Annotated in this window: 14 protein-coding genes; 8 read left to right on the plus strand and 6 right to left on the minus strand. The window is 68.3% G+C overall.

Annotation, left to right across the window (positions count from 1 at the left end):
* Positions 1–53 precede the first annotated feature (53 nt).
* A complete protein-coding gene (locus tag GV068_RS13505) occupies positions 54–1,643 on the minus strand; it encodes a serine hydrolase (protein ID WP_159698479.1) in 1,590 nt (529 codons plus the stop codon).
* Positions 1,644–1,666: 23 nt separating this feature from the next.
* The gene (locus GV068_RS13510; protein ID WP_159698482.1) at positions 1,667–3,520 is read right to left on the minus strand and encodes a M1 family metallopeptidase; all 1,854 of its coding nucleotides are present in this window, start codon (positions 3,518–3,520) and stop codon (positions 1,667–1,669) included.
* 148 nt (positions 3,521–3,668) lie between these two features.
* On the opposite strand from GV068_RS13510, the gene GV068_RS13515 reads away from it, so the two are divergent.
* Complete coding sequence (locus GV068_RS13515) at positions 3,669–4,244, plus strand: TMEM165/GDT1 family protein (RefSeq protein ID WP_159698485.1); 576 nt, start codon at positions 3,669–3,671, stop codon at positions 4,242–4,244.
* Between the two features lie 14 nt (positions 4,245–4,258).
* Here the strand turns inward: GV068_RS13515 and GV068_RS13520 are convergent, their stop codons facing one another.
* Complete coding sequence (locus tag GV068_RS13520; protein WP_159698488.1) at positions 4,259–5,905, minus strand: CehA/McbA family metallohydrolase; 1,647 nt, start codon at positions 5,903–5,905, stop codon at positions 4,259–4,261.
* A gap of 181 nt (positions 5,906–6,086) precedes the next feature.
* On the opposite strand from GV068_RS13520, the gene GV068_RS13525 reads away from it, so the two are divergent.
* From GV068_RS13525 to arsH, 4 genes are read left to right on the plus strand one after another with little or no spacing between them, the layout of a single operon-like run.
* Complete coding sequence (locus GV068_RS13525) at positions 6,087–6,413, plus strand: helix-turn-helix transcriptional regulator (RefSeq protein ID WP_159698491.1); 327 nt, start codon at positions 6,087–6,089, stop codon at positions 6,411–6,413.
* Positions 6,414–6,434: 21 nt separating this feature from the next.
* Positions 6,435–6,917 carry an arsenate reductase ArsC gene (locus GV068_RS13530; protein ID WP_159698494.1) on the plus strand — a complete coding sequence of 161 codons (483 nt, stop codon included), beginning with the start codon at positions 6,435–6,437 and terminating at the stop codon, positions 6,915–6,917.
* Positions 6,918–6,930: 13 nt separating this feature from the next.
* Complete coding sequence (locus GV068_RS13535) at positions 6,931–8,211, plus strand: arsenic transporter (protein WP_159698497.1); 1,281 nt, start codon at positions 6,931–6,933, stop codon at positions 8,209–8,211.
* Positions 8,212–8,228: 17 nt separating this feature from the next.
* Entirely contained in the window at positions 8,229–8,945 is a 717-nt protein-coding gene (arsH, locus tag GV068_RS13540; RefSeq protein WP_159698500.1) for an arsenical resistance protein ArsH, read from the plus strand.
* A 55-nt stretch (positions 8,946–9,000) separates the two neighbouring features.
* On the opposite strand, the gene GV068_RS13545 is transcribed toward arsH, so the two are convergent.
* The 3 genes from GV068_RS13545 to GV068_RS13555 all read right to left on the minus strand — a co-directional run bounded on the left by GV068_RS13545 (position 9,001) and on the right by GV068_RS13555 (position 20,049).
* Positions 9,001–9,858 (minus strand): outer envelope protein, encoded by an 858-nt coding sequence (locus GV068_RS13545; protein WP_159698503.1) that lies wholly within the window; start codon positions 9,856–9,858, stop codon positions 9,001–9,003.
* Positions 9,855–17,897: a GH36-type glycosyl hydrolase domain-containing protein gene (locus GV068_RS13550; RefSeq protein ID WP_159698506.1), complete on the minus strand. Its 8,043-nt coding sequence runs from the start codon at positions 17,895–17,897 to the stop codon at positions 9,855–9,857. The genes GV068_RS13545 and GV068_RS13550 overlap by 4 nt, the downstream gene beginning before the upstream one ends.
* A gap of 187 nt (positions 17,898–18,084) precedes the next feature.
* The gene (locus GV068_RS13555; protein WP_159698509.1) at positions 18,085–20,049 is read right to left on the minus strand and encodes an aminotransferase class V-fold PLP-dependent enzyme; all 1,965 of its coding nucleotides are present in this window, start codon (positions 20,047–20,049) and stop codon (positions 18,085–18,087) included.
* Between the two features lie 150 nt (positions 20,050–20,199).
* On the opposite strand from GV068_RS13555, the gene GV068_RS13560 reads away from it, so the two are divergent.
* From GV068_RS13560 to GV068_RS13570, 3 genes are all read left to right on the plus strand, one after another.
* Positions 20,200–20,685: an Lrp/AsnC family transcriptional regulator gene (locus GV068_RS13560; protein ID WP_159698512.1), complete on the plus strand. Its 486-nt coding sequence runs from the start codon at positions 20,200–20,202 to the stop codon at positions 20,683–20,685.
* Between the two features lie 65 nt (positions 20,686–20,750).
* Positions 20,751–21,878, plus strand: a complete 1,128-nt coding sequence (locus tag GV068_RS13565) for a branched-chain amino acid ABC transporter substrate-binding protein (RefSeq protein WP_159698515.1) — start codon at positions 20,751–20,753, stop codon at positions 21,876–21,878.
* 16 nt (positions 21,879–21,894) lie between these two features.
* Positions 21,895–23,700 (plus strand): DUF885 family protein, encoded by a 1,806-nt coding sequence (locus GV068_RS13570; RefSeq protein ID WP_159698518.1) that lies wholly within the window; start codon positions 21,895–21,897, stop codon positions 23,698–23,700.
* Positions 23,701–23,705: the final 5 nt, after the last annotated feature.

Consider the following 23,705-nt stretch of genomic DNA (forward strand, 5'->3'; position numbering starts at 1 on the left):
CTAAAGACCGTCGTCCCGGCGCAGGCCGGGACCCAAGTTCATAACGCTGCCGATTACTTCTCTTTCTTCTTCACCGGCACAAACAGCAAGTCCTGGAAGTCATAGCTGAAGTCCGTCTCAGTAGAAACAGGCTTCATGCGTACCCGCTCGATGCTGCCGTCATGGTCCAGCGAGAAGGTGATGTAAGCGTCCGCATTGAAGTTACGCTCCTTCCAGCGCACGATGAAGGTGTCGTGCTGGAAGTGCTCCATCTCCCCGGTCAGGTCCGGCGTCTTCGCGAACGACAGCACCAGCTTGTTGTTCACGCGTTTGATCGACGCCTTGCCGTACCAGACATCCTCATACTCCCCTTCGTACGAAGCCAGCGGCAGCGAGGGCTTCGACGACGACGCGCGCGAGGACGCTTCGCCCTTCACACGCGCCGCTTCCTTGGCCTGCATCTCGCGGTCCATCTCGGCGATGCGGCCGATCCAGTCGGTCGGCGCCACACCCAGGTACTGGTCCAGCAGGCGGTACTGCAGCGCGCTCAGCGACGGACCGCTCTCGGCATTGGTGAAGATCGCGATGCCCAGCTTCGCTTCCGGCACCAGCATCACACGGGTATAGAAGCCCTGCAGCGCGCCGCCGTGCATCGCCACCAGCTTGCCCTGGTAGTCGCGCAGCTGGAAGCCGAGGCCGTAGGCATAGAAATTTGGCTTGGTGGCGGCCAGCGGCGGACGCGGGGTGTTGATCGTCATCGGGGTCTGCGCGGTCCACATTTCGCGCGCCTGCTTGTCCGACCACAGGCGCTTGTCCTGGCCCAGCTTGCCGTTATCGAGCAGCACCTGCATCCAGCGCGCGATGTCCTCGGCATTGGTGTTGATGCCTACCGCGCCGACCGCGTTCGCCACCGGCATCGGTTTCACCGGCACCGCCTTGCCGTTGATCTTGCTGTGCGGCGCAGAGACGTTGGCGAACTTCGCGTTTTCGTCCAGGCTGGTGGTGGTATTCGTCATGCCGACAGGCTTGAGGATCCACTCGTGCATGGTCTCGCCCCAGCTCTTGCCTGACTTGGCGGCGATGATCTTGCCGGCCACGATGTACAGCAGGTTGTCGTAGGCGTAGCTGCTGCGGAAGCTGGTCGCGGGCTTGATGTAGCGGAGGTTGTGGATGATCTCGTCGGTGGTGAAGTTCGTCGTCGGCCACCACATCAGGTCACCCGCGCCCAGTCCCAGGCCGCTGCGGTGGGTCAGCAGGTCGCGTACGGTCATCTCGGCGGTGACGTAGGCGTCGTACATGCGGAAGTCCGGCAGGTGCTTGATCACCGGGTCGTCCCAGGACAGCTTGCCCTGGTCCACCAGCATGCCCAGCGCCGCGGCGGTAAAAGCCTTGGAATTGGAGGCGATCTCGAAGATGGTCTTGCCGTCGACCGGCGCCGGCTCGCCGCGTTTGCGCACGCCGAAGCCCTGGGCGGCCAGCACTTTGCCGTCCTTGACCACGGCAATGGCGATGCCGGGCACGTCGAATTCTTTCATGACGCGCTCGACGTCAGCTTTCAGGTTGTAGGCCGGGGCCTGGACGGCGGCGACCGGCGCCGCTTCCTGTGCAAACACCGCGCCAGTGGCGGAAAACGCGATCAGGACCGCGGCTGCGATTCGGTTCATGGAAAGCACTCTGGTCATCCCTCTTATTTATTCATTTGTTTGTCGACGCTACCCTGCGTCTCCGGGTGGTAGCGCTCGCGCGCCGCCTTGTAGACGCGCTCGGCCCAGGCGCGGTCATCAAGATTCGCGCGCAGCGCGCCGTAAAGCGGCACCACGAACTTCTGGCGGCCCACGCTCATCAGGAAGGCTTCCAGGTTCGGACGGATGGCGCGGTAGCCGGCATGCACCGCCGCGCGGTAGAAGCGGAAGGCGACTTCATTGTTGCCGGTCTTGGCCAGGCCATAGGCCTTGTCCAGTTCTTCCAGCTTGGCGGCATTCGCCTTGTTGTCGATATCGTTCAGGAACTTCATCCACTCGGCGGCATTCCAGTTCTTGGCCGGCAGCTGCGCGGTCTTGATCTCGCCCTTGAGCCAGCGTGCGGTGGTGTCGTTCAGCTTCGCCAGGCGGGTCGAGACGGCCTTCTTGGCGCTGGCCGGGATGCCAGGGCCGTACAGCCATTCGTCCAGCTCCGCGTCGCTCATGATCTTCGAATTTTTCGACAGCAGGTTGGCGCGCAGGTACTGCACGAACTGGTCGGTGGTCACACTCTGGAAAGCGTGCTGGTCGAACCAGCCGCGCAGGAAAGGATCGAATACGGCGCGGCCGGCGCGCTGTTCCAGGGTGCGCAGGAACCAGGCGCCCTTCGGATAGGCCAGTCCTTCGTCCGTATAGTTGGCGCTCGAGGTGTCCGGATCACGCGTGATCAGGGCTTGCTTGGCCTTGGGGATATCCTTGAGCGAGTCGAGCGCTTCTTCCTGCTCCAGCTGCAGGTTCATGTTCGCCACTTCCTCGCCGTACAGCTTCTCGAGGATGCGGGTGGTGACGTAGGTGGTGAAGCCTTCGTTCAGCCACCAGTGCTTCCATGAGGCGTTGGTCACCAGGTTGCCCGACCAGCTGTGCGCCAGCTCGTGCGAGACCAGGTCGACCAGGCTGCGGTCACCCGCGATCATGGTCGGGGTCAGGAAGGTCAGGCGCGGATTCTCCATGCCGCCGATCGGGAAGGACGGCGGCAGCACCAGCATGTCGTAACGTCCCCAGCGATACGGGCCGTACAGCGATTCGGCCGCGGCCACCATCTTCTCGGTGTCCGCCAGCTCGTATTCGGCGGCCTTGATGCGCAGCGGCTCGGCGTAGACGCCGGTGCGCCCGCCCAGGGTGCGCGCTTCCAGCTCGCCGATGCCGATCGCGATCAGGTAGGACGGCACCGGCTGCGGCATGGTGAACTTCCAGCCGCCCTTGCCGGTGGCCTTCGGGTCGTTATCGGCGCTCATCACGACGCGCATGCCGCTAGGGGCCTGGATGCGCGCGGTGTAGGTGAAGCGCACCGCTGGCGTGTCCTGGATCGGCACGAAGGAGCGCGCGGCGATCGGCTGCGACTGGCTGAACATGAAGGGGTACTTGCCCGACATGGTCTGCTTGGGCGTGAGCCACTGCAGCGCGGGCGCGGTGGGCGCGGTCTGGTAGTGGATGCGCACCTTGGCCGGCTGGCCTGGCAGCGCGATGTGCAGGGCCTGGCCCTTCTCGGCATCGAGCTTGTCGAGGGTGTACTTGACAGGCGCCCAGGCGCCTTTCGCATCCTGCGCCTCGATCTTCGAGATGCTGAGCTCACGGGTGTCGAGGTCCAGCGTGGTGGCCTTCTTGTCGATCCAGTTCAGCGACAGGTCGGCGTAGCCGGCCAGGGTCTTGCGGGTGAAATCGGCTTTCAGGTCCAGGTGCAGGGCCGTGGTCTTGACCTGGTCGTATTTGGCGTAGCTGAGGGGATCGAGTGCGAACGCGTAGGCGCTCCACTGGCAGATAAAGGCGCAAGCCGTGGCGCGCAGCAGGGTGCTAGTCTTCATGGTCTCTCGTGGAAGGATGACGGCGTCGAACAGCCGCGGTAGGGCTGAGGGCGCAGGCAGGATAGCACTTTCAACCGGGGGCGAAAAGCACGCGCGCCGTATTGACAGGCGCCTCTGCTATGATCGGCGCTTTCGCACCCGCCGCTTCATGGACGCCTTCCTCGTATCGACCGGCATCGTGGGACTTGCCGAGATCGGCGACAAGACCCAGCTGCTGGCTTTCCTCCTCGCCGCCCGCTTTCGCCGCCCTTTGCCGATCGTGTTTGGCATCTTCGTGGCCACCATCGCCAACCACGCCTTCGCCGCCGCCGTCGGCGCGCTGGTGAGCGAACTGCTGGGCCCCAACACAATGCGCTGGGTCCTGGGCCTGTCCTTCCTCGGCATGGCCGCATGGACCATGATCCCCGATGAGATCGACCCGGAAGACGCGCCGCTGGCGCGCTACGGCGTCTTCGCGACCACCCTGCTCGCCTTCTTCGTGGCCGAGATGGGCGACAAGACCCAGGTCGCCACCGTCGCCCTGGCGGCGCGCTACGAATCGATGGCGGCGGTGGTGGCCGGCACCACCTTCGGCATGATGCTGGCGAACGTGCCGGCCGTGGTTTTCGGCGAACGTATTGCCAATCGCGTGCCGCTGACGCTGGTGCACGGGATCGCGGCCTTGATCTTTGCGGTGCTGGGGCTTGCTACGCTGCTAGGCGCCGGTGAATCGCTCGGTTTTTGATCGGGCGTCGCACCTCATTCCTGCGTCACCCACACAGGCGCCGACCACAACACGTTGCCGTCTTCCTGCGTCACCTTGGCATAGTAGAAGTGTTTGCCGGGCGCCGGCGTGAAGGTGCTCGTGGCGAGGTTCGAGACTTCCGTCACCGTGCCGTTCCGTCCCGGCACTCCTTCCATGATTGCCACGGCAGCCACCTTCTTGCCTGCGCTGGAGGCGAAGTTGGCAACGAGCGTCAACGGCCCGCGATTCTTGAAACGCTCACCCATCAACTTGCCGTTCGCAGTCAGCACCAGCTGCGAGCCCTTGTCCATGGTCGCGAACACGCGCCGCGCCTTGAGCGCCTCGACAAATGCGTCGCGCGTGAGCGCCGTCCCATTGGGCAGCAGCACGCCGGTGCGGTTGGTATAGGACGCGCCCCAGTTGGCGCAGTGGTTATCCTGGTTGGTGCTGAATGCCACGTGGTAGCCGGCTTCCAGCAGGCGATTGCAGGCCTGTTCGAAATTGCTGCGCCGGGTTTCGGTCTCGCTGTCGTTGGTGGAGAACGCGGTGCTGTTCATGACCTCGCACAGCGCCATCGCTTCGTCGCCGTCCTGGGTGTACGCGAGCGGCACGCCGTTCACCTTGAACTGGCCGCTGTGCGAGGGATGGTTGAACTGCCCCACCCAGCCGCGCTGGCGCATCAGGGCGTAGAGCGCGCCGTAGTCGTTGCGGGCGGTAAGCGTGTCAGCCATCAGCTCGCCCCGGGCATTGGTCTCCCAGCCCAGCAGCTCGTCGCTGTTGAAGATGTTGACATGGCCGCCGTTGTTGATGACGCCCCACTCCATGCCGTATAGCGCCAGGAAGCCGGGCTTGGTGGCGTTGAAGGCGGCCGCGCTGGCCAGGCCGGCCTGGTACAGGTCCTTGGCCTTGGCCGGCTCTGCGTCCGGGTTGGTGCCGTCCGAGCCGTCGTACATGTGGTTGTGCTCCGACACGGCCAGGATGTCGAGGCCACGCCCGCGTGCGTAGGCGAAGGCCGCTTCGGGACCGTACTTCGCCTTGAGCGGATCCTGCGCGCCCTTGCAGTCGTCGAGGGCGGCGCCGCCATCGCTGTGGTTGCTCTGGCTGTGCAGGTTGGCCAGGTAGACCGTGTAGGGCAGAGAGGCCGTTGCCGGCGCCATCGCGGTCCCCGTCGCCGCAGTATCGCGTACGCCGGGCAGTGGGGCAAAGCGCGGCATGCGCAGGCCGGCTCGGGGGCCGACCGCGATCTGCCAGTCCTGCTCGACGGCGCCATGCTGCTCGTCATGGTAGACGTCGCGCAGGATGGCGCGCATGCGCACCCCGTACAGGCCGGCCGGCGCAGCGGCGCCCTTGACGCGGCCGTCCCACAGGACTTTTACGGGAATATCGTCGCCGCTGAAGGCGCTGCTGCCGCGCCAGACCTGGACGATGCGCCCTTGCGGGTTCACCAGCTCCAGCTTCCAGTAGACGGTCGCGGGCTGTTCCAGTCCAGGGTAGCTGAAATTCAGGCTGAAGGTCCGGCGCGCAGTTGCCTGGTCGGCCTGGAAGGGCGCGTGCAGGGTCGCTCCGAATTCCTTGTGCTCGGCGGACGCCGCGAACGCGCTGCCGCAGCACAGGGCCAGCAGCAGCGCACGGAGGGAGAGGGAGAGGATAAAGGTTTTCATAATGCAATTTTGACAATTGCATGAGAATTAGCCTTGAGTTCTTCTGCTGCGGACTTGCAAATTTATCTACGCAAGTTGATCGGCTTTAAATTTGTTGCCAATTCGCTCAGCGGGAATCCGTTTACATTTCAAGATTTAATGAAATATACTATTAACACCAAAATCACCTAGGGTCTGGCAAATGCATATTTCCGAAGCCGCAAAAGCACTGGATGCCCTTGGACACGAATCCAGGCTGTCGACCTTTCGCGCCCTCGTTCAGGCTGGGCCTGCTGGATTAGCTGCGAGCAAGATTGCAGAGACGGTGGGAATCAGCCCCTCCTCCCTGACCTTTCATCTCAAGGAGCTCGCGCTTTCAAATCTGGTGACATCGCGCCAGGAGGGCCGCTTCGTCATCTATGCCGCGCAGTTCGACACGATGAACTCCTTGCTGGGCTTCCTTACCGAAAACTGCTGTGGGGGGAACCCGTGCACGCCGGCGGCCTCCACATGCAAAGCCCCAAGCTGAGCCAGCGCACACACATCACACATGAACATCCTGTTTCTCTGCACCGGCAATTCGTGCCGCTCGCTGATCAGCGAAGCCGTCTTCAATCACCTGGCCCCCGCGGGCTGGAAAGCCATCAGCGCCGGCAGCCAGCCGACCGGGCGCCTGAACGAGCGCGCGCTACGGCTTCTGGCCGACAAGGGCATCCCGACGGATGGCTATTACAGCAAGTCCTGGGACGCGCTTCCGGTCATGCCCGACATTGTCGTCACCGTGTGCGCCAGCGCGGCCGGCGAGACCTGTCCAGCCTATCTCGGCCCGGTCCTGCGCACCCATTGGGGCGTGGACGACCCGAGCCATGTCGACGGGACGGAGCAGGCCATTACGGCAGCCTTCGAACGCGCCTACGCCATCCTGCGCACACGTATCGAGGTATTCCTCGCGCTGCCGCTCGACGAACTGGCCCAAGACCGCGCACGCTTCAAGACGGAGCTGGACCGCATCGGCGGCCTGCTGCCGGCGTGATGGGAGATCGCGCTTGCTGCCCGCTTTCCTGATCTTCGCCGCTACCCTCGCCCTCGTCATCTGGCAACCGCGCGGCCTCGGCATCGGCTGGAGCGCTTCCTTCGGCGCCATCACCGCCCTCCTGCTTGGCGTGATCCGCCTGGAAGACATCCCCATCGTCTGGGGCATCGTGTGGAACGCCACCGGCGCTTTCGTCGCCATCATCGTCATCAGCCTGGTGCTGGACAAGGCCGGCTTCTTCGAGTGGGCCGCGCTGCACGTGGCGCGCTGGGGACGCGGCAGCGGGCGGCGCCTGTTCGTGCTGCTGGTGCTGCTCGGCGCCGCGGTGGCCGCGCTGTTCGCCAACGACGGCGCGGCCTTGATCCTGACGCCGATCGTGATCGCCATGCTGGCCGCGCTGCGGTTTTCCCCGCAAGCCACGCTGGCTTTCGTGATGGCGGCCGGCTTCATCGCGGACACCGCCAGCCTGCCGCTGGTGGTGTCAAATCTCGTCAACATCGTCTCCGCCGACTATTTCGGCATCGGCTTCGCGCGCTACGCCGCCGTGATGGCGCCGGTGAACCTGGTGTCGGTAGCGGCCACGCTGGGCGCGCTGCTGTTCTTCTTCGGCCGCGACATTCCACGCGACTATGATCTGAGCCAGCTGCGCGCGCCGAATGAGGCCATCCACGACCGCGCCACCTTCCTTGCCGGATGGTGGGTGCTGGCCATGCTCCTGGCCGGATTCTTCTGGCTCGACGATGCGGGCGTGCCGATCAGCGCGGTCGCCGCATTCGGCGCGCTGGTCCTGCTGGCGGTGGCCGCGCGCGGTCATCGCATTTCCACGCGCGAAGTGCTGCGCGGCGCGCCCTGGCAGGTGGTGGTGTTCTCGCTCGGGATGTACCTCGTGGTCTACGGACTGCGCAACGCCGGGCTGACCGGCTACCTGAGCGCGCTGCTGGAAGGATTCGCCGAGCATGGCGTGTGGGGTGCGGCCTTCGGCACCGGCCTCTTGAGCGCGCTGCTCTCATCGATCATGAACAACATGCCCACGGTGCTGGTGGGCGCGCTGTCGATCGACGCCACGCAGGCGACGGGCGCGGTGCGCGAGGCGATGGTCTACGCGAACGTGATCGGCAGCGACCTAGGGCCGAAGATCACGCCGATCGGCAGCCTGGCCACCCTGCTCTGGCTGCACGTCCTGGCGAGCAAGGGTGTGCGCATCTCGTGGACCTATTACTTCCGTGTCGGCATCGTGCTCACCCTGCCGATCCTCCTGGTTACCCTGGCGGCGCTGGCGCTGCGATTGGGCTGAAGAGAAAGACGACGACCATGAACAGCATTCCCGGACTCCCCAACATCAACGCGGACCAGCTGGACATGCCCAGCATGGACAAGCTGGCGCAGGTGGGCGACATGCGCCACCCGCCGCGCATCCTGCTGCTGTACGGTTCGCTGCGCGAGCGCTCTTTCAGCCGCTTCCTGACCTGGGAGGCGGCGCGCATCCTCGAACACTTCGGTGCGGAAGTGAAGATATACGATCCGACGGATTTGCCCATGGTTGGCAGCGTGCCGGAGACCCATCCGAAGGTGGTCGAGCTGCGCGAACTGTTCCTGTGGTCCGAGGGACAGGTATGGTGCAGCCCCGAGCGCCACGGCGCCATCACCGGCGTGATGAAGAACCAGATCGACTGGGTCCCGCTGGAGCAAGGCGCCCTGCGCCCGAGCCAGGGGCGTACCCTGGCGCTGATGCAGGTCTGCGGCGGATCGCAGTCCTTCAACGTCGTGAACACCATGCGCCTGCTGGGCCGCTGGATGCGGATGTTCACCATCCCCAATCAGTCCTCGGTACCGATGGCCTATAAGGAGTTTGACGAGGAAGGCCGGATGCGCCCATCGGCCTACTATGACCGGGTGGTCGATGTCATGGAAGAGCTGTTCAAGATGACCCTGCTGATGCGGGGTCGGACAAACTACCTGACTGATCGCTACAGCGAGCGCAATGACAGGGCGATAAAGGCGATCACCAGACAGATTCAACAGATCTAGCGCTTCCTGCGCCGTGAAAATTCATGGCCACAGGCAGGCAGCTGCGTTCACACGATCAGAAATGGAAGTCCGCCCGCAGCATCGGCGTGCTGGCGCGCTGCCCTGCCCCGCCCGTGGTCCGGCGCGAATTGCCGAACTTGCTGTTCCAGAACTGATAACCGACGCCGACCCGGATCTTCTTCGGCGCATAGCCGAAACGCGGGCCGATGTCGACCATCAGCGCCATGTCGAGGTTGGTCTCGGCGCTGGTCGGGTTGCCGGTTTCATCCAGCCCCTTGGCGGCGATGAAGTTCAGGAATCCCTCGAAGGACAAGCGCTCGTTGACCGGGATGCCCCAGCTGGCGCCGAACATCGGGTGGGTGTCGTAGGTGTAGCGCCCACGCACGTTCGAGATCGGCGGGAAGGCGCCGCTCGGCGCATTCGATTCGCGCAGCCACAGGATGCTGGTGTTCAGGAAGCCGGGCACGTCCCACATCAGGGTCGGGCCGGCCACCAGCATGCGCTTGCGCGAGTTGTAGCCGACGTCCTCCTTGTGGTTGACGTCGAAGCCGAGCGTCAGGCCCAGGCCCTTCACCTTGCCGAAGCGGATCTCCTGGCCGCGCAGCGCGCCGATGTCGAGCGTGTGGCGATACAGCAGATAGGCCTCGGTCGCGCCACTGCTGCTCCCCAGCTCGCGTGGATCGGTGCTGTCGGACTTGAGCACGTCGAGGTTCAGGTAGTTGCTGCCGTACTTGTAGCCGCTGGCGTGGGTAAAGGCCACGATGTGCTTCTTGATGTGCTCCGGATTGAAGGGCTCGGCGAAGCGGGTGCCGTAGCGGTAGCTGATGGCGTTGTCGCTCCAGTCGACCGCGCCAGCCGGCGCGGCGCAGCACAGCAGGGCGGCGCAGGCCGCCGCGATCGCATTCTTGGTCATGTCGTCGTTCCTGGCTGATTGTTTCCATGGCCGGTGCGCGCATCGCCCGGCCTGCGTTCCACATACAGTTCCACCTCGTGCTCGCGCCCGTCGTCGACGAGCTCGATCGTGTTCAATGGCTGCGGCGCGCCGTCGAGCACCAGCAACTCGCCCACCGTGGCGCGCAGCACCGTGAACCGGTAGTCGGTCCGCCCCGTGCGGTAGCGGAAGCGGACGCTGTCCCAGCCCTCCGGCAGCAGCGGCGCCGGCGCCAGGCGGTCGACCGCGCGCTTGAATCCGAGCAGGCCGTCGGCCAGCAGCAGCTGCGTCCACCCGGCCGCCGCGCCATCCATCATGAAGCAAGGTGCGCCGGCAGAGCGCACGCCAAGCGGGTTCAGTGCGCGCACCAGTTCCCAGGCGCGGGTGCCCACGCCCTCGCCCGCCAGCACCAGTGCGGCCCACGCCGCCGTTCGCGAATCTTCGGTGCCGGCCCCATCCAGCAGCTCCAGCACCTGGGCGACGCGTTCCGGTTCGGCGCCGGCGATGGCGGCCCAGGCCTGGGTGGCCACGTCCGCCGCTTCACCCTCGAGGGCATAGGCGGCGCCGTTCCAGCCGTGTTCCTCGGCCTGGGCCTGGAGCGCCAGCGCGGCGCCGCGGCAGGTGGTGGCAAAGCCGAAGTCGGCGCGGCGGTCAGCCACCTCGGCGAAGCGCTGCAGCACGGTGGTGAGCAGGAAGGCCAGTTGCAGGTTTTCGGTGCGCTCTTCCAGGTCCGGCGCGTCCTCGTGCATGCGCGCGCCCTGCAGCGGCAGGCCGCGTGGACCAAAGCGCAGGCAGCCGCGCAGGCCGTGCACGCAGTATTGGTACAGGTCGTCGCGCGCCAGCCGGGTGCCGCTGGACGGGTCGCCGCCGGCCGGCTCGCGCAGCACGCCGTAGTCGCCGGTGACGCTGACATAGCGCTGCAGCGCCCAGGGAAGCCACAGGAAGTCCTCGACCGGGCTGCCTTCGGCGCCGATGTCCTCGCGTGCGGCCCGCAGCAGTGCCGCGCGCAGGGTGTCCGGATTGCCGTGCACCGCGGCCAGCGCGCCCTGCAGCTGCTCGCTGGAGTGCCCGCCCATGGCGCCGGCCACGGCCGCGTAGGGCAGCCAGCCGTTGGCGAACAGGTCGAAGGCCGGGTCCGGGGTGGAGACGCGCAGGCTGCCGAGCAGCTCGTCCCAGTAGGCGTGCACCTGGCGCAGGGCCAGCGCTGCGCCCTTGGCGCCGCCGTGCTGCTGCACCGTGCGGCTGGCGGCCAGGCTGTCGGGGCCGGCCACGCCCAGCAGGAACACCAGTTCGGTTTCCGCGCCGGGCTGCAGTTCGAGCGTCGCCTGCAGCGCTGCGCAGGGGTCGAACGCCGCGCCCAGGGTGCCGGCCAGGCCCTTGCGCGTCAAGGCGGCCGGCTGCGCCAGGCTGCGGTGGCGGCCGATGAATTCGCGCCGGTCGGCGGTATAGGCCGGCTGCGGCGCGTCGAGGTGGAAAAAGCCGACCTGGTCGCCGAAGCCGGCCCCAAAGGCATTGCGCGCCAGCAGCGCGCCGCTGGCGACGTCGATGCTGGTGACGATCTGCAGGCCGGGGTCCAGGTCCATCTCGTCCATCCACCACTGCACGTAGCCGGTCACGGACAGTCGGCGCGGTGCGCTCGACAGGTTACGCAGGCGCAGGACGGTATATTTGAGCGGCGCACCGGGTGCGACGAAACAGCGCAGTTCGGAACGGATGCCGTGGGCCTGGTGTTCGAACAGGGTGTAGCCGAAACCATGGCGCGTGCGGTAAGGCTCGCCCGACGGAATCGGCCAGGGCGTCGGCGACCAGGCCGCGCCACTGTCCTCGTCGCGCAGGTAGAAGGCTTCGCCTCGGGCGGCCGTCAGGCGCCGCGTGCGGCGGCCGTACCAGGTGCTGCCCGTTGCGCTCTCCGGCGCCAGCGCGCCGAATACGCCATTGGCCAGCGGGTGCTCGCACGGCGCCGGCAAGGGCTGGCGGATCACGGCCTCGCGGCCATCTTCCGAGAAACCGGCAAGGCCGTCGTCGTACTGCAGCCTTGGTTCCGGCTCGGGTCCGGCGGCGAGCGTCCAGGGCGCCGCGTCCTCCTTCCGTGTGAACGGCGGCGGCACGGCCGGCAGCGCCGGCGCCGCGCGGCGCAGCTGGTCGGCGAGAGCGCCGCCTTCTTCCAGCAGCAACACGCGGGCAGCCGCGCGCAACAGGATGCGGTCTTCCTGCGGCACTTCTTCCAGCAAGTGGACATGGATGCCGTCCGGGTGCTCCAGCGCCTCGCGCGCCAATGCCAGCACCTGGCCGCGGACCGCACGATCTTCGCACAGCACGACCACGTCGGCGTCCAGGCCGCGTGCGCGCCAGTAGGCATGTGCCTGCAGCACCTCGGGCAGCAGGCTGCTCTCAGGGCCCGGCTGCAGCACCAGCAACGGACGGCTCACGTCCGCGCCGTACAGGCGCAGGGCGTCGCGGCCGCGCACATTGCGTTCGATGACGCCGGCGTCGGCGCGCAGGCCGGGCGTCGGGTCGAGCAGGCAGGCGGCCAGGCGGTTATAGCGCTGGGCCTGGGCGTCGCTCAGGCCGGCCGCGCGCAGGAAGGCCTGGCCGTGCGTCCACGCCGCCTCGACCGCCGTCTCCACCGCCTGGCGATCGGCATAGCGCGCCGCCAGCTCGCGCGCGGCAGCGGGCGTGGGCGCGGCGCCCAGCATCAGGTCGACCGTGATTTCCTGGCCGGGCGCCAGGCTCAGGCTGCGGCGGATTGCCAGCGCCGGTGCGAAGGGTGTCTGGTCCAGTGGCGGCAGCGCGCCGGCGGGGTCGAGGCAGCTGCTGCTGAACAGCGGCGCGTCGGCCCTGCCGCGCACGGCCAGCTGGCACAGCACGACCGGCGCGCCCGGTCCGGGCAGGTACAGCAGTGACTGCGTGCCCGCGTCGATGCGCACCTGCGGATCGCTGCCGGGCAGGAGCGCGACGTGGCCGGTCACCTCCAGCGTGCGGGGTGTGTCGCCGGTATTGCGGATGCGGATGCGCCGCAGTTCGACGTCGTCCTCGGGTGCGACCACGACCTCGATCGCGATCGCCAGGCCGCGCTCTTCACGCCGGAAGCTGGCGCGGCCCTCGGCGAAGACCGCCTCGTAGCGTTCCGGCTCGCCGTATTCGGGCGCGAGCGTGGCCGACCAGCGCTCGCCGGAGGACGTATCGCGCAGTATGCAGGCCAGGCCGCCGCTGCTGCCTAGCGGGTCCGGCTGCCAGCGGGTGAGCGGCAGCTCGTTCCAGCGGCTGTAGCCGGCGCCGTCGCTGTCCACCATCACGTGGTAGCTGCCGTTCGACAGCAGCTGCAGCTCCGGCACGCCGGCGGCGGCGCCGGCGCCGTCGACATGGCGTCCGTGCGCCGGGCCGGCCGGTGGCGCGTCGTTCCCGTAGGCTGCGGCTTGCGAGGCGCCGCTGGCGGGCAGCGCTTCCTGCAGCAGGGCCTGGGCCGCGCGCAGCTCGGGGTCGCGCGCGAAACGGCGCTGCATCGGCGCCTCCAACAGCACCTGCAGCAGCGCAAGCAGGCCCATTCCCTGGTGGCGCGCCGAGAAGGCGCGCACCACGTGGCTGCGCTCGCCGTGCGGCAGCCGCCCTGGCGTATGGTCGACCGCGTCGTAGAAACCGTATTCGCCGCTCAAGCCGTCGCGCGCCATGCGTTCCAGGTTGGCGAGCGCCGGCGCCGGCAGCACCGGCAGCGCCAGCAGGGCTGCGTAGGGTGCGGCGACCAGGTCGCCGTTGCTCCGTTCGAGGCTGGCGGCGGGAATGCCGAAGCGGCCGCCCTGGTAACGCAGCTGGGCATCGACCGCGTTGCAAAGCGATTCCGACATCCCCCAGGGCATGGCGTGGCGCGCGCCATGCGCTACCTGGGCGCGCACGGCGGCGCGGCCGGCGTGGTCGAGCAGGGTTTCGCGCCAGGACGGCATCAAGAGCTCGGGCGCCAGGTAGTCCGACAGCGCACCGCTGCGCGACAGCAGCAGCTGCTCGCCACCGCCGATGCGCATCGGGCGGCCCAGCGTCCACCAGTGCTGCTGGCCCAGCTGGTCCTGGGCCACCGCCACGTAGCTGGCGATGCGCGCGCTGGACGCCAGCAGCTCGCAGCTGGCGCTGTCGAGGCGCTCTTCGCGCACGTGGCAGCCGGCCGCCAGGAGGCCGGTGTCGCGCTCGCGCAGCGCGCCGAAGTCCATGGCGCCGAAGCTGCGCGCCTGCTCGGCCAGCCGCGCCGTCTCGGCCAGCAGCTTCCCGGCATGCTGGCTGCCGTCGCGCACCAGGCGCGCCAGGTCGTGGTGGGTACCCGGTGGCGAGCTCAGTGCCGCCAGCTCGCGCAGGGTCGGGATGCGCGTGAGGCTGGCGTCGAACACGTATTCTTCGGCGGCCCGCATCCAGGGCGTCAGCGCCAGCAGTTCGTCCTGGACCGCATGGCATTGCGCGGCCAGGCAGGCCGCCCAGTCGCGCAGCGCGGCGTCGAGGTGATCCGCCACCCCTGCTTCCAGCGCATCGGCCGCGGCCGTCACGTGGCGCAGGCATTCGTACAGGCCCGGCAGGGTGTGGGCCGCGCGGCAGCGCTGCGGATCGAGCGCGGCCCACACGGCTGCCACCCGGGCGCGCACGGCGTGGTCATGGTGCTGGGCCAGTTCGTCCACCACGTGCAGGGCGGCGCGGATGCCGTCCAGGTCCTGGGGGCCTGCGATCGGCGTGTCCGGCAGTTCGTCCAGGCCGGCGCCAAGTACGCGCATGCCGAGCGCCATCCAACCGCTGTCGCTGGTGGCCACGAAAGCCGGCTCGATCGGCGCCAGGGTGGCGTTGTCGTAGGCGGCCAGGAAGTGGCCGTTCCAGCGTTCCAGCAGCGCCATCGAGGCCAGCGCCGTGTCGAGGCGCCGCAGCAGCGCGCCTGGTGGAATGAAGCCGAAGTCGCGCGCGGCCAGCGCCGACAGCAGGTAGATCGCCATGCCGGCCGGCGTGGTGCGCGCATCGGCCAGCGGGTGCGGATGCTCCTGCACGCTTTCCGGCGGCAGCCAGTTGTTGGCCGGGCCGGCGTGGTCTTCAAAGAAGCGCCAGCCGCGGCGCGCGATGCGCTGCACAAAAGCCTGGCGTTCGGCCGACAGCCGCGGCAGCCGCGGCGCGTGGGCGCGCAGCGGCAGGCTGGTCCACCAGGCCAGGATCGGCGACAGGAACCACACCAGCAGCACCGGCGCCGCCGTGAACAGCGAATAGGGATTGGCAAAGGTCAGCAGCAGCGCTGTCGCCACCGCCAGCGCCGGCGCGAACCACATGGTCAGCCAGTTGTTCTCCACCACGCGCGCGGGACGCGCCAGCGCGGCGGGGCGCCACTCCAGGCGGCGCCGGCGCGACACCCGGCTACGCCATAGCGCACGCACCAGCGCGTCGGCCTGGCACCAGGCGGCATGCGGCAGGAAGCTGGTCGCCAGCGCGGCGCGCACCAGCGGCACGCGCGCGCCGCGCGCCCAACTGTCGAGGTGCTGGCGCCAGGGCGCGTCGTGCGGCCGGTCCACCAGCGCCAACACGCTGCCGATCAGCGCCGGCAGGAAAAACACCGCCAGCACCGCCGCGGTCCAGAACGCTGGCGCGGAGAGCGCCATCCAGCACAGCACCAGGAGGGCCGCCAGCGCCGGCGCCACCAGGCTTTCGCGCAGCGTGTCGAACAGCTGCCAGCGGGCGCTGGCGGTCATCGGATTGATCACGCGCGCGCCGTCCGCCTGCAGCACGCGGCCGCGCACCCAGCCCGCCACCTGCCAGGCCGCACGCAGCGCGCGGTGCCGGCGCGCCGCATGGTCGCCGTAGCTGCAGGGGATCGCTTCCTCCAGGCGCACGTCGCAATCGCGGCCCGCATGCAGGCAGCCCTCGTCGACCACGCCAGGAGCCGGCAGCGCATCGTCGGGCAGGCGTCCGCGCAACACACGTTCGCAGGCATCGACGTCGTAGATGGCGGCCCAGCCGAACATGCCGTGGTCTTCGCACTCGCGCCCGACCATGCGCGCGCCCCAGGTACCGCGGCCCTCGCTCCACAGGCGCTGGTAGCGGCAGGCCAGTGTGCCGGGCAGCGCGCCGCCCAGGCTCGGGCGCAGCATGGCGTGGCCTTCGAGCACGCGCGCCCCTCCGGCATCGAGCGCGGGCTGGTTGAGCGGATGCGCCATGGCGCCCGCCAGCCGGCGCGCGGCGTCGCGCGGCAGGTCGGTGGCGGCATCGAGCGCGATCACGTAGCGGATTTCCGCCAGCCCGGCGCTGTTGCCGGCGACGGTAGCGAAGCGTTCGCGGCCGGCGCCGGCGAGAACGGCGTTCAGGTCGGCCAGCTGCCCGCGCCGGCGGCCACGCCCGATCCAGGCTCCCTCGCCGGCGTTCCACACGCGCGGGCGCAGCAAGAGCAGGAAGGGTTCGATCCGCCTGCGCTGGGTCGCCGGCTGGTTCTCTTCGTCGATCACGTCGAAGACATGCGCGCGCGCGTGGCGGCGGTTGAGGGCGTCGATGGCGGCGGCCGCATGCGCGACCACGGCTTCGTCGTCGGGCATCGTCTCGGCCTGCGCATCGTAAAGATCGGCGAGCAGGCAGAAACGCAGGCGCGGATCGCGGTTGGCCAGGTAGCGCACTTCGAGGTCGCGGCACAGCGCATCGACCTGCGCGGTGTTGGTCAGGCGCGTCGACACGGCGACCAGGGCCTGGGCGCCTTCCGGAATACCGTCGCCGAAGTCCATGCGCGGGGTCGACGCGGACGGTACCAGCCAGGACCTCATCATGTCGGTCAGCGCGCGCGCCAGGCTGCTGCCGCCGAGCAGCGCGAGCAGCCCGACAAAGCACTGCAGCACCAGGCCGGCGCCCTGCTGGCGCGCGCACAGCACCAGCGCTGCGGCGAACAGCAGCGTGAGCAGCGCCGTCGCCGCGATCTGCGCCGTCAGCGGGGCGTGGCGCAGACGCCGCTGCAGGCGCGCGGCCGGGCCGGGGTTCGGTTGCAGGCGTGCTTCCAGCGCAGCCAGGCCGGGACCGGCCAGGTAGTAGCCGATGTGACGGCGGCGGGTATCGAGTCCTCCCTCGGCCGGTGCGCGGTGGATGCCCGCCAGCGCCAGCGCTTCCTGCGCCACGTCAAGCTCGCTGCGCCCGCTTCCCTGCGCCAGCCGCTCGACGGCGAGCCGGTACTGGTCGCGGGTGGCGCCGTCCATGCGCGGGTAGCTGCCGTCCGGGTCGGCGCGCAGCAGGGCTTCGATCGCGCTGGCTTCCTCGAGCAGCGCGCGCCAGTCGATCCCGGCCAGGCGCCGCAGGCTGGCCAGCAGATTGGCGGCGGCGACGCCGTCGGCGGCCATGGCGTCGCGCTCCAGTTGCACCTGCTGGCCGATGCTGGAGCCGGAGTCAAACAGGCGCGCGTCGATCCAGCCCAGTGCCTGGGCCACGGCGCCGCCCTGCCCCTGCAGGCGGCGCGCCAGTTCGGCCACGAAGCTGCTGCCCAGCGGCTGCACGGCGCGCGCCATGTCGGCGACCAGCAGCACCAGGTCGCCGGAGCGGCTGGCGGCGGTGTCCAGCATTTTTCCGGCCCAGTCGGCGGCGAGGAGGCGTTCCTCGCAGGCGCGGGCGCCGCGTGCGGCGATGTGGCGTAGAACATCCAGCATGGCCAGGCGCAGCGCGGCCGGGAACAGGCGCAGTTCCGCCAGCGTCAAGGGCGCGCCTTCCTGGCGGGCGGCGAGGAAGTGGGCCAAGGCGGCGCGGTCGATGCGTCCTTCTTCGGCGGCGGCCAGTTCGCGCGCGAGCACGAGGATGCGGGCATCGCCGCCCGGTGCGTGCGGCGGCAGGCGGCCGCGGTCGTGCAGCAGTTGGCCGCGCGCCTGGCGCAGCTGGGCGTCGATCAGGGGGAGGTGGTCGAGGATGGCGCCGGCGGCGGGCGGGAGCTCGCTGCCGCGCCGGCGTGCGCCGTCCAGCGCATCGCTGGCGGCATCGAGCGCTTCGGCCAGTTCAGCCAGCAAGGCCCGCAGGCCTGCGGCACCGGATTCGGCCTTCGGATTCATCTCTTGCTTCAAAGGGACCTCGACACAGAGGCGCGCGCTGTAGACCGCTGGCGTGTTCGAGCGCCGGAAGCAGGTCAATGGGAAGGGAAACGCAGGGCGCGCACGGCCACCGCCATGCTAGAAGATGCAGGCGGCAGCTACTGTGCGGTGGCGTACACAGGCGGCAGATCCGCCGCTGTGTGTTGAATCAGTTGGCCAGCGCCAGCCCGCCGGCGACGTGCCAGGCCTGGGCGTGGCCGAGGCGGCGCAGCAGGCGCGCGGCGCGTGCGCTGCGGTTGCCGCTGCGGCAGACGAACACCAGCGGACGCGGTTCACGCAGCCAGTGGGAAGCCTGGCCGGCCAGCTGCGACAGCGGCACGTTGTGGGCGCTGCGTCCGCGCAGCTGGGCGGCGGCCGCGGCGTGTTCGGGCAGCTCGCGTACGTCGATCAGGAGCGCATCCGGGTGGGACGCCAGGTAGGCGGCGGCCGAAGTCGCGTCGAGGTCGATGCCCTCGTCCGGCAATGCCTCGGCCCCGGGACGCGACACGGCCGGTTCGCCGATGCGGTGACAACACAGCGCCGCGTCGAGCTTGGGGTCGCCCGGCGCCGCGCCGAAGACGAAGCGCACGGCGTCAAGCGCCAGCACGCCATTCTCCGGGCGGCCGAGCAGGAATGCGTCGCCGTCCTTCGCCAGTACGTCCTGGCCGAGCGCGATCGCATCCAGCACACCCTTGGCCGTCGCGACCTGCTGCGCCCCGCCCGGCCAGCCCGGCGCCGTGTCCAGCAATTGCGCCAGGATGTCGGCGCCGCCGGCGCCATGGCTGGTGTCGAAGCAGGCCAGCAGGAAGCAAGCACGCGCGCGCAGGTCGGCCGCGATGCGTGGCGCCTGCGCCGCCGGCGGATCGATGGCGATGCAATGGCGGCCCTCGTCGTCGAACAGCAGCCAGCCGCTGGCGCCGTTCGATTCGAGCTGCTGCAGGCGCGCCTCGGGGCGTGCCTGCAGCAGCGCCCGGCCGCAGTGCAGGATGCGCGCACAGGCGGCGTCGATGAAGGCGTCGTCCGCCAGCGGACCGAAGGAGAGGCGCACGGCCGACGCGCTGCGCTCCAGCGGCACGCCCATCGCATCCAGCACATAGCTCGGCGCCGCCTTGGCGGCCGAACAGGCCGAGCCGGCGCTGACGCGCACGCCGGCGGCATCGAACAGGTCGAGCAGCTCCTTGCTGCTCATGCCCGGCACCGAGAAGTTCAGGGTGGTCGGCAAGGCGCCTTCGAGCGGGGCGTTGAACACCAGGCCGGGGAACGCGTCGCGCAGTGCCACCGCGAGACGGTCGCGGTAGGCGCGCAACTGCGTGGGGCTGCGGAAGGTGTCACCCGCTTCCAGTGCGCCGAGCACCGCGCCGAGGGCAGCGATGCCGCCCATGTTCTCGGTGCCGGAGCGCTGGCCGGCCTCCTGGCCGCCGCCGCACATCAGGGGCGTATAGGGCGCGCCCTCGCGCACGTAGAGCAGGCCGATGCCTTTCGGTGCGTACAGCTTGTGGCCCGAGAAGGGTGCGTAGTCGATGCGGGTGGCGTCCAGGCCCAGGGCCAGCTTGCCGAGGGCCTGCACGCAGTCGACCATCCACAGCGCCGGGCTGGCCGTTGCTTCGAGCACGCGGGCGATGCCGTCGAGGTCGGACACGACGCCGGTCTCGTTGTTGGCCGCCATGGTGCAGACAAAGGCGGCGCGCGGCGCCAGTTCGCGCAGCACGTCCAGCCGGTGGCGGCCGTCACCGTCGACCGGCAGTACCCGCAGTTCGAGATCGGTGCCGAGCAGGCGGTTCCAGTGCGCCAGGCTTTCCGGCACGGCCTTGTGTTCGGTGGCGCCGTACAGCAGCAGGTCGCCGCAGGCTTCGCCGCGCCGGCGCCGCTCGCGCACCGCGCACAGCGCCGACAGCACCGCGGTCTGGATGCCCTCGGTCGCGCCGCTGGTGAACATCACCCGTCCGCTGGCCGCCCCCAGCACGCGGCGCGCGCTGGCCCGCGTGGCGTCGAGCAGCGCCTTGGCGCGCAGGCCGCAGGCATGGCTGCTGCTCGGGTTGCCGAAGCAGGCCATCATGGCCGTCATGGCCGCGTCGATGGCTGCCGGCAGCACCGGCGAAGTGGCGTTGGCGTCGAGGTAAAGTTCAGTGTTCATAAAGATAATTACAAAAAGGTAATTAGTTGCTGCGGATCGTGTTATTGTTCCTGAATATGTTACGGAGTCGTGCCGGTAAACATATCCTAATTTGTCCGCTTTGTGACGCGGCATTGGCATATACATTCTCCACATATCGATATAGGGAAAATGAACTCACTCGACAAGTTTGACTGCGCTATTCTTGCCGCATTGCAGGCGGACGCCACCCTCTCCATTTCCGGCCTCAGCGAAAAGGTCGGCTTGTCCAGTACGCCATGCTGGAAGCGCGTCAAGCGCCTCGAGGAAGAGGGGTATATCGAAAGCCGGGTCAGCATCGTCAACCGCGACAAGGTCGGCCTGCCGGTGACCGTGTTCGTCAGCGTGCGCACCAGCGAGCACGACGAAAAATGGCTGGCGCGCTTCGCCTCGGCCGTGCAGGCGCTGCCGGAAGTGCTCGAGTTCCACCGCATGAGCGGCGACGTCGACTACCTGCTGAAGGTCGTCACCACCGACATCGCGGGCTACGACCGCTTCTACAAAAAGCTGATCAAGGCGGCGCGCCTGACCGGGGTCTCGTCGGCGTTCTCGATGGAGCAGATCAAGTGCACCACTGCGCTGCCGCTGGAGCTGATCTCGCATGGGATTCCTGCCTAGCGCTTAACCGGCGCCAGCTTTCGTGCGATGATGGCGTCCGTTCGCATACAACGGAGACTCAGGGAATGCCATTCAAACTGCACATGGCGCCGCTGGCGCTGGCCGCGCTGCTCGCTACCCAAGCTAACGCCGCAGAACAAGTCGTCAAGATCGGCGTGAGCGGCCCGCTGTCCGGGTCCAACGCCTTCGCCGGCAAGGACAACGAAAACGGCGTGCGCCTCGCCGTCGAGGAACTCAACGCCCAGAAAATCCAGGTCGGCGGCAATACGATCCGCTTCGAACTGCAGTCCGAAGACGACCAGGGCGACCCGAAACAGGGCGTCACCGTGGCGCAGAAGTTCGCCGACGCCAAGGTCAAGTTCGTGCTGGGCCCCTACAACTCGGGCGTGGCGATCCCCGCTTCGCGCGTCTACAACGACAGCGGCATCCTGATGTCGACCGTCGGCACCAATCCCAAGATCACCCAGTCCGGCTACCCGACCGTGTTCCGCATCGTCGCCAGCGACACCCAGGTGGGCGGCTCGGTGGCGGCCTACGCGGCCAAGGAACTGAAAGTGAAGAACGTCGGCGTCATCGACGACCGCACCGCCTTCGGCCAGGGCATCGCGATGGAATTCAAGCGCCAGGCGGCCGCCAACGGCATGAAGGTCGCCGGCCACGAATACACCACCGACAAGGCGACCGATTTCGCCGCCATCCTCACCGCCTTGAAAGCCAAGCGCGTGGATGCGGTGTTTTTCGGCGGCTATGCGCCGCAGGGCGCCCCGATGGCGCGCCAGATGAAGGCGCTCGGCCTGAACGTGCCGCTGCTGGGCGGCGACACCCTGTGCAGCCCTGAGATGGCGAAGCTCGGCGGCGCCGCCGTCGGCGAGAACGTGCGCTGCGCCCAGGCCGGCGCCATCGTCGCCAAGCAGCCGGGCGGCCAGGCCTTCATCGACGCCTACAAGGCGCGCTTCAAGCGCGACCCGGACGTCTACGCGCCGTCCTTCTACGACCAGACCAAGTTCATCGCCCAGGCCATGAAGTCGGCCAATTCGGTCGATGCCGCCAAGGTGGGCGCGGCCATGCACGCGATCAGCTACCAGGGCGTGGTCGGCGCCTACGGCTACGACCCCAAGGGTAACCTGAAGAAGACCACCGTCACCGTCTACACCTTCAAGAACGGTGTCTTGAGCCCGCTCGCCAGCTATTGATTCACAAGGAAACACCATGAAAGCATGCTTCACATTGGCGGCGCTGGCAGCCGCCGCGCTGCTCGCCTGTGGCCCTGCAGCGGCCGCCCAGCCGGACGCACCCAAACCTGCCTCCTCCGCCGCAAGCCAGGAAAGCCGGCAGATCAACGCCCTGGCCGACGAGTACTATGAATCGCTGGCGCGCTTCGAGCCGGTATGGGCCACCGAGAATGGCGACAACCGCTTCAACGACAAGCTGGGCCTGTCGATCTCGCCGAAGATCCGCCAGCAGCAGTTCGCGCTCTACCGCAGCTACCTCAAGCGCCTGTCCAGCATCCCGCGCGAGCGCCTGGGCAGCCGCGACCAGACCAGCTACGACATCCTCAAGTTCGAACTGGACAGCGCGCTGCGCCTGGCCGCCTTCCCGGAACACCTGATCCCGATCGACCAGATGGTCAGCATGCCGGTGATCCTGGCGAACTACGCCAGCGGCCAGGGCGCCCAGCCGCTCAGTACTCCCCGCGACTACCGCGCCTACCTGAACCGCCTGGCCCAGCTGGTGCCGCACATCGACCAGTCGATCGCCAACATGCGCGAAGGCGTCAAGCGCGGCGTGGTGCAGCCGCGCGAGCCGATGCAGTCCGCCCTCCCCCAGTTCAAGCAGTTGGTGGCCACCAAGGCCGAGGACAGCATCTTCTATACGCCGATCAGGAACATGCCGGCGAGCTTCACGGCAAGCGAGAAGCGCAGCCTGCAGCAGGCCTACCGCAAGGCGATCGGCAACAAGCTCAATCCGGCCCTCAAGCGCCTGGCGACCTATCTGGAGAAGGACTACCTGCCCAAGACCCGCACCAGCGCCGGCTGGAATGCGCTGCCGAACGGCGCGGCCTGGTATGCGGCGCGCGTGGCGGCGATGACCACCACCGACCTCACGCCGGACCAGATCCACGAGATCGGCCTGAAGGAAGTGGCGCGCATCCAGGGCGAGTACGCCGTCACCGGCCCGAAGATGGGCTACACCGGCCCGGCAGCCGGCCTGCCGCGCTGGGTGTCGGAACAGCCGAAGTACAAGCCCTTCACCTCGGACCAGCAGGTGATCGAGGTGTTCCGCGATCTCGACGCCAAGGTGCGCGCCAAGCTGCCGGCCCTGTTCACCTTGCGCCCGAAGGCGCCGCTCGACCTGCGCCTGGAGCCGGAACTGACGCGCGCCTCCGCTTCGGACCACTACACCCCGCCGGCCGCGGACGGCTCGCGTCCGGGCGTGTTCTGGTCGGTGGTGAACGATCCGAAGCTGTACGGCAGCACCGGCATGGTCACGCTCTACCTGCATGAAGGCCAGCCGGGCCACCACTTCCACATCGCGCTGGTGCAGGAACTGGGCCTGCCGAACTTCCGTAAGTTCGGCGGCAACAATGCCTTCACCGAGGGCTGGGCGCTGTATGCCGAGACCCTGGGCAAGGAGATGGGCCTGTTCGACAAGCCGGAAGACTATTTCGGCCACCTGAACGACGAGATGCTGCGTGCGGCGCGCCTGGTGGTGGATACCGGCCTGCACTCGAAAGGCTGGAGCCGTGCAAAGGCCATCCAGTATTTCCAGGACACGCTGGGCTACTCGGAAGCCGAAGCACGCGCCCAGATCGAGCGCTACATGGTGTGGCCGGGCCAGGCGCTCGGCTACAAGATCGGTTCGCTGAAGATCATCGAACTGCGCAAGCGCGCGGAAGCCGCGCTGGGCGACAAATTCAGCCTGCCGAAATTCCACGAGATCGTGCTGGGCGAAGGCACGCTGCCGCTGGCGGTACTGGAGGCGAAAGTCGATCGCTGGATTGCGGCGTCGCGCTAAAGGCG

Source organism: Massilia sp. 9I, from assembly GCF_902506415.1.
Lineage (GTDB): Bacteria > Pseudomonadota > Gammaproteobacteria > Burkholderiales > Burkholderiaceae_D > Telluria.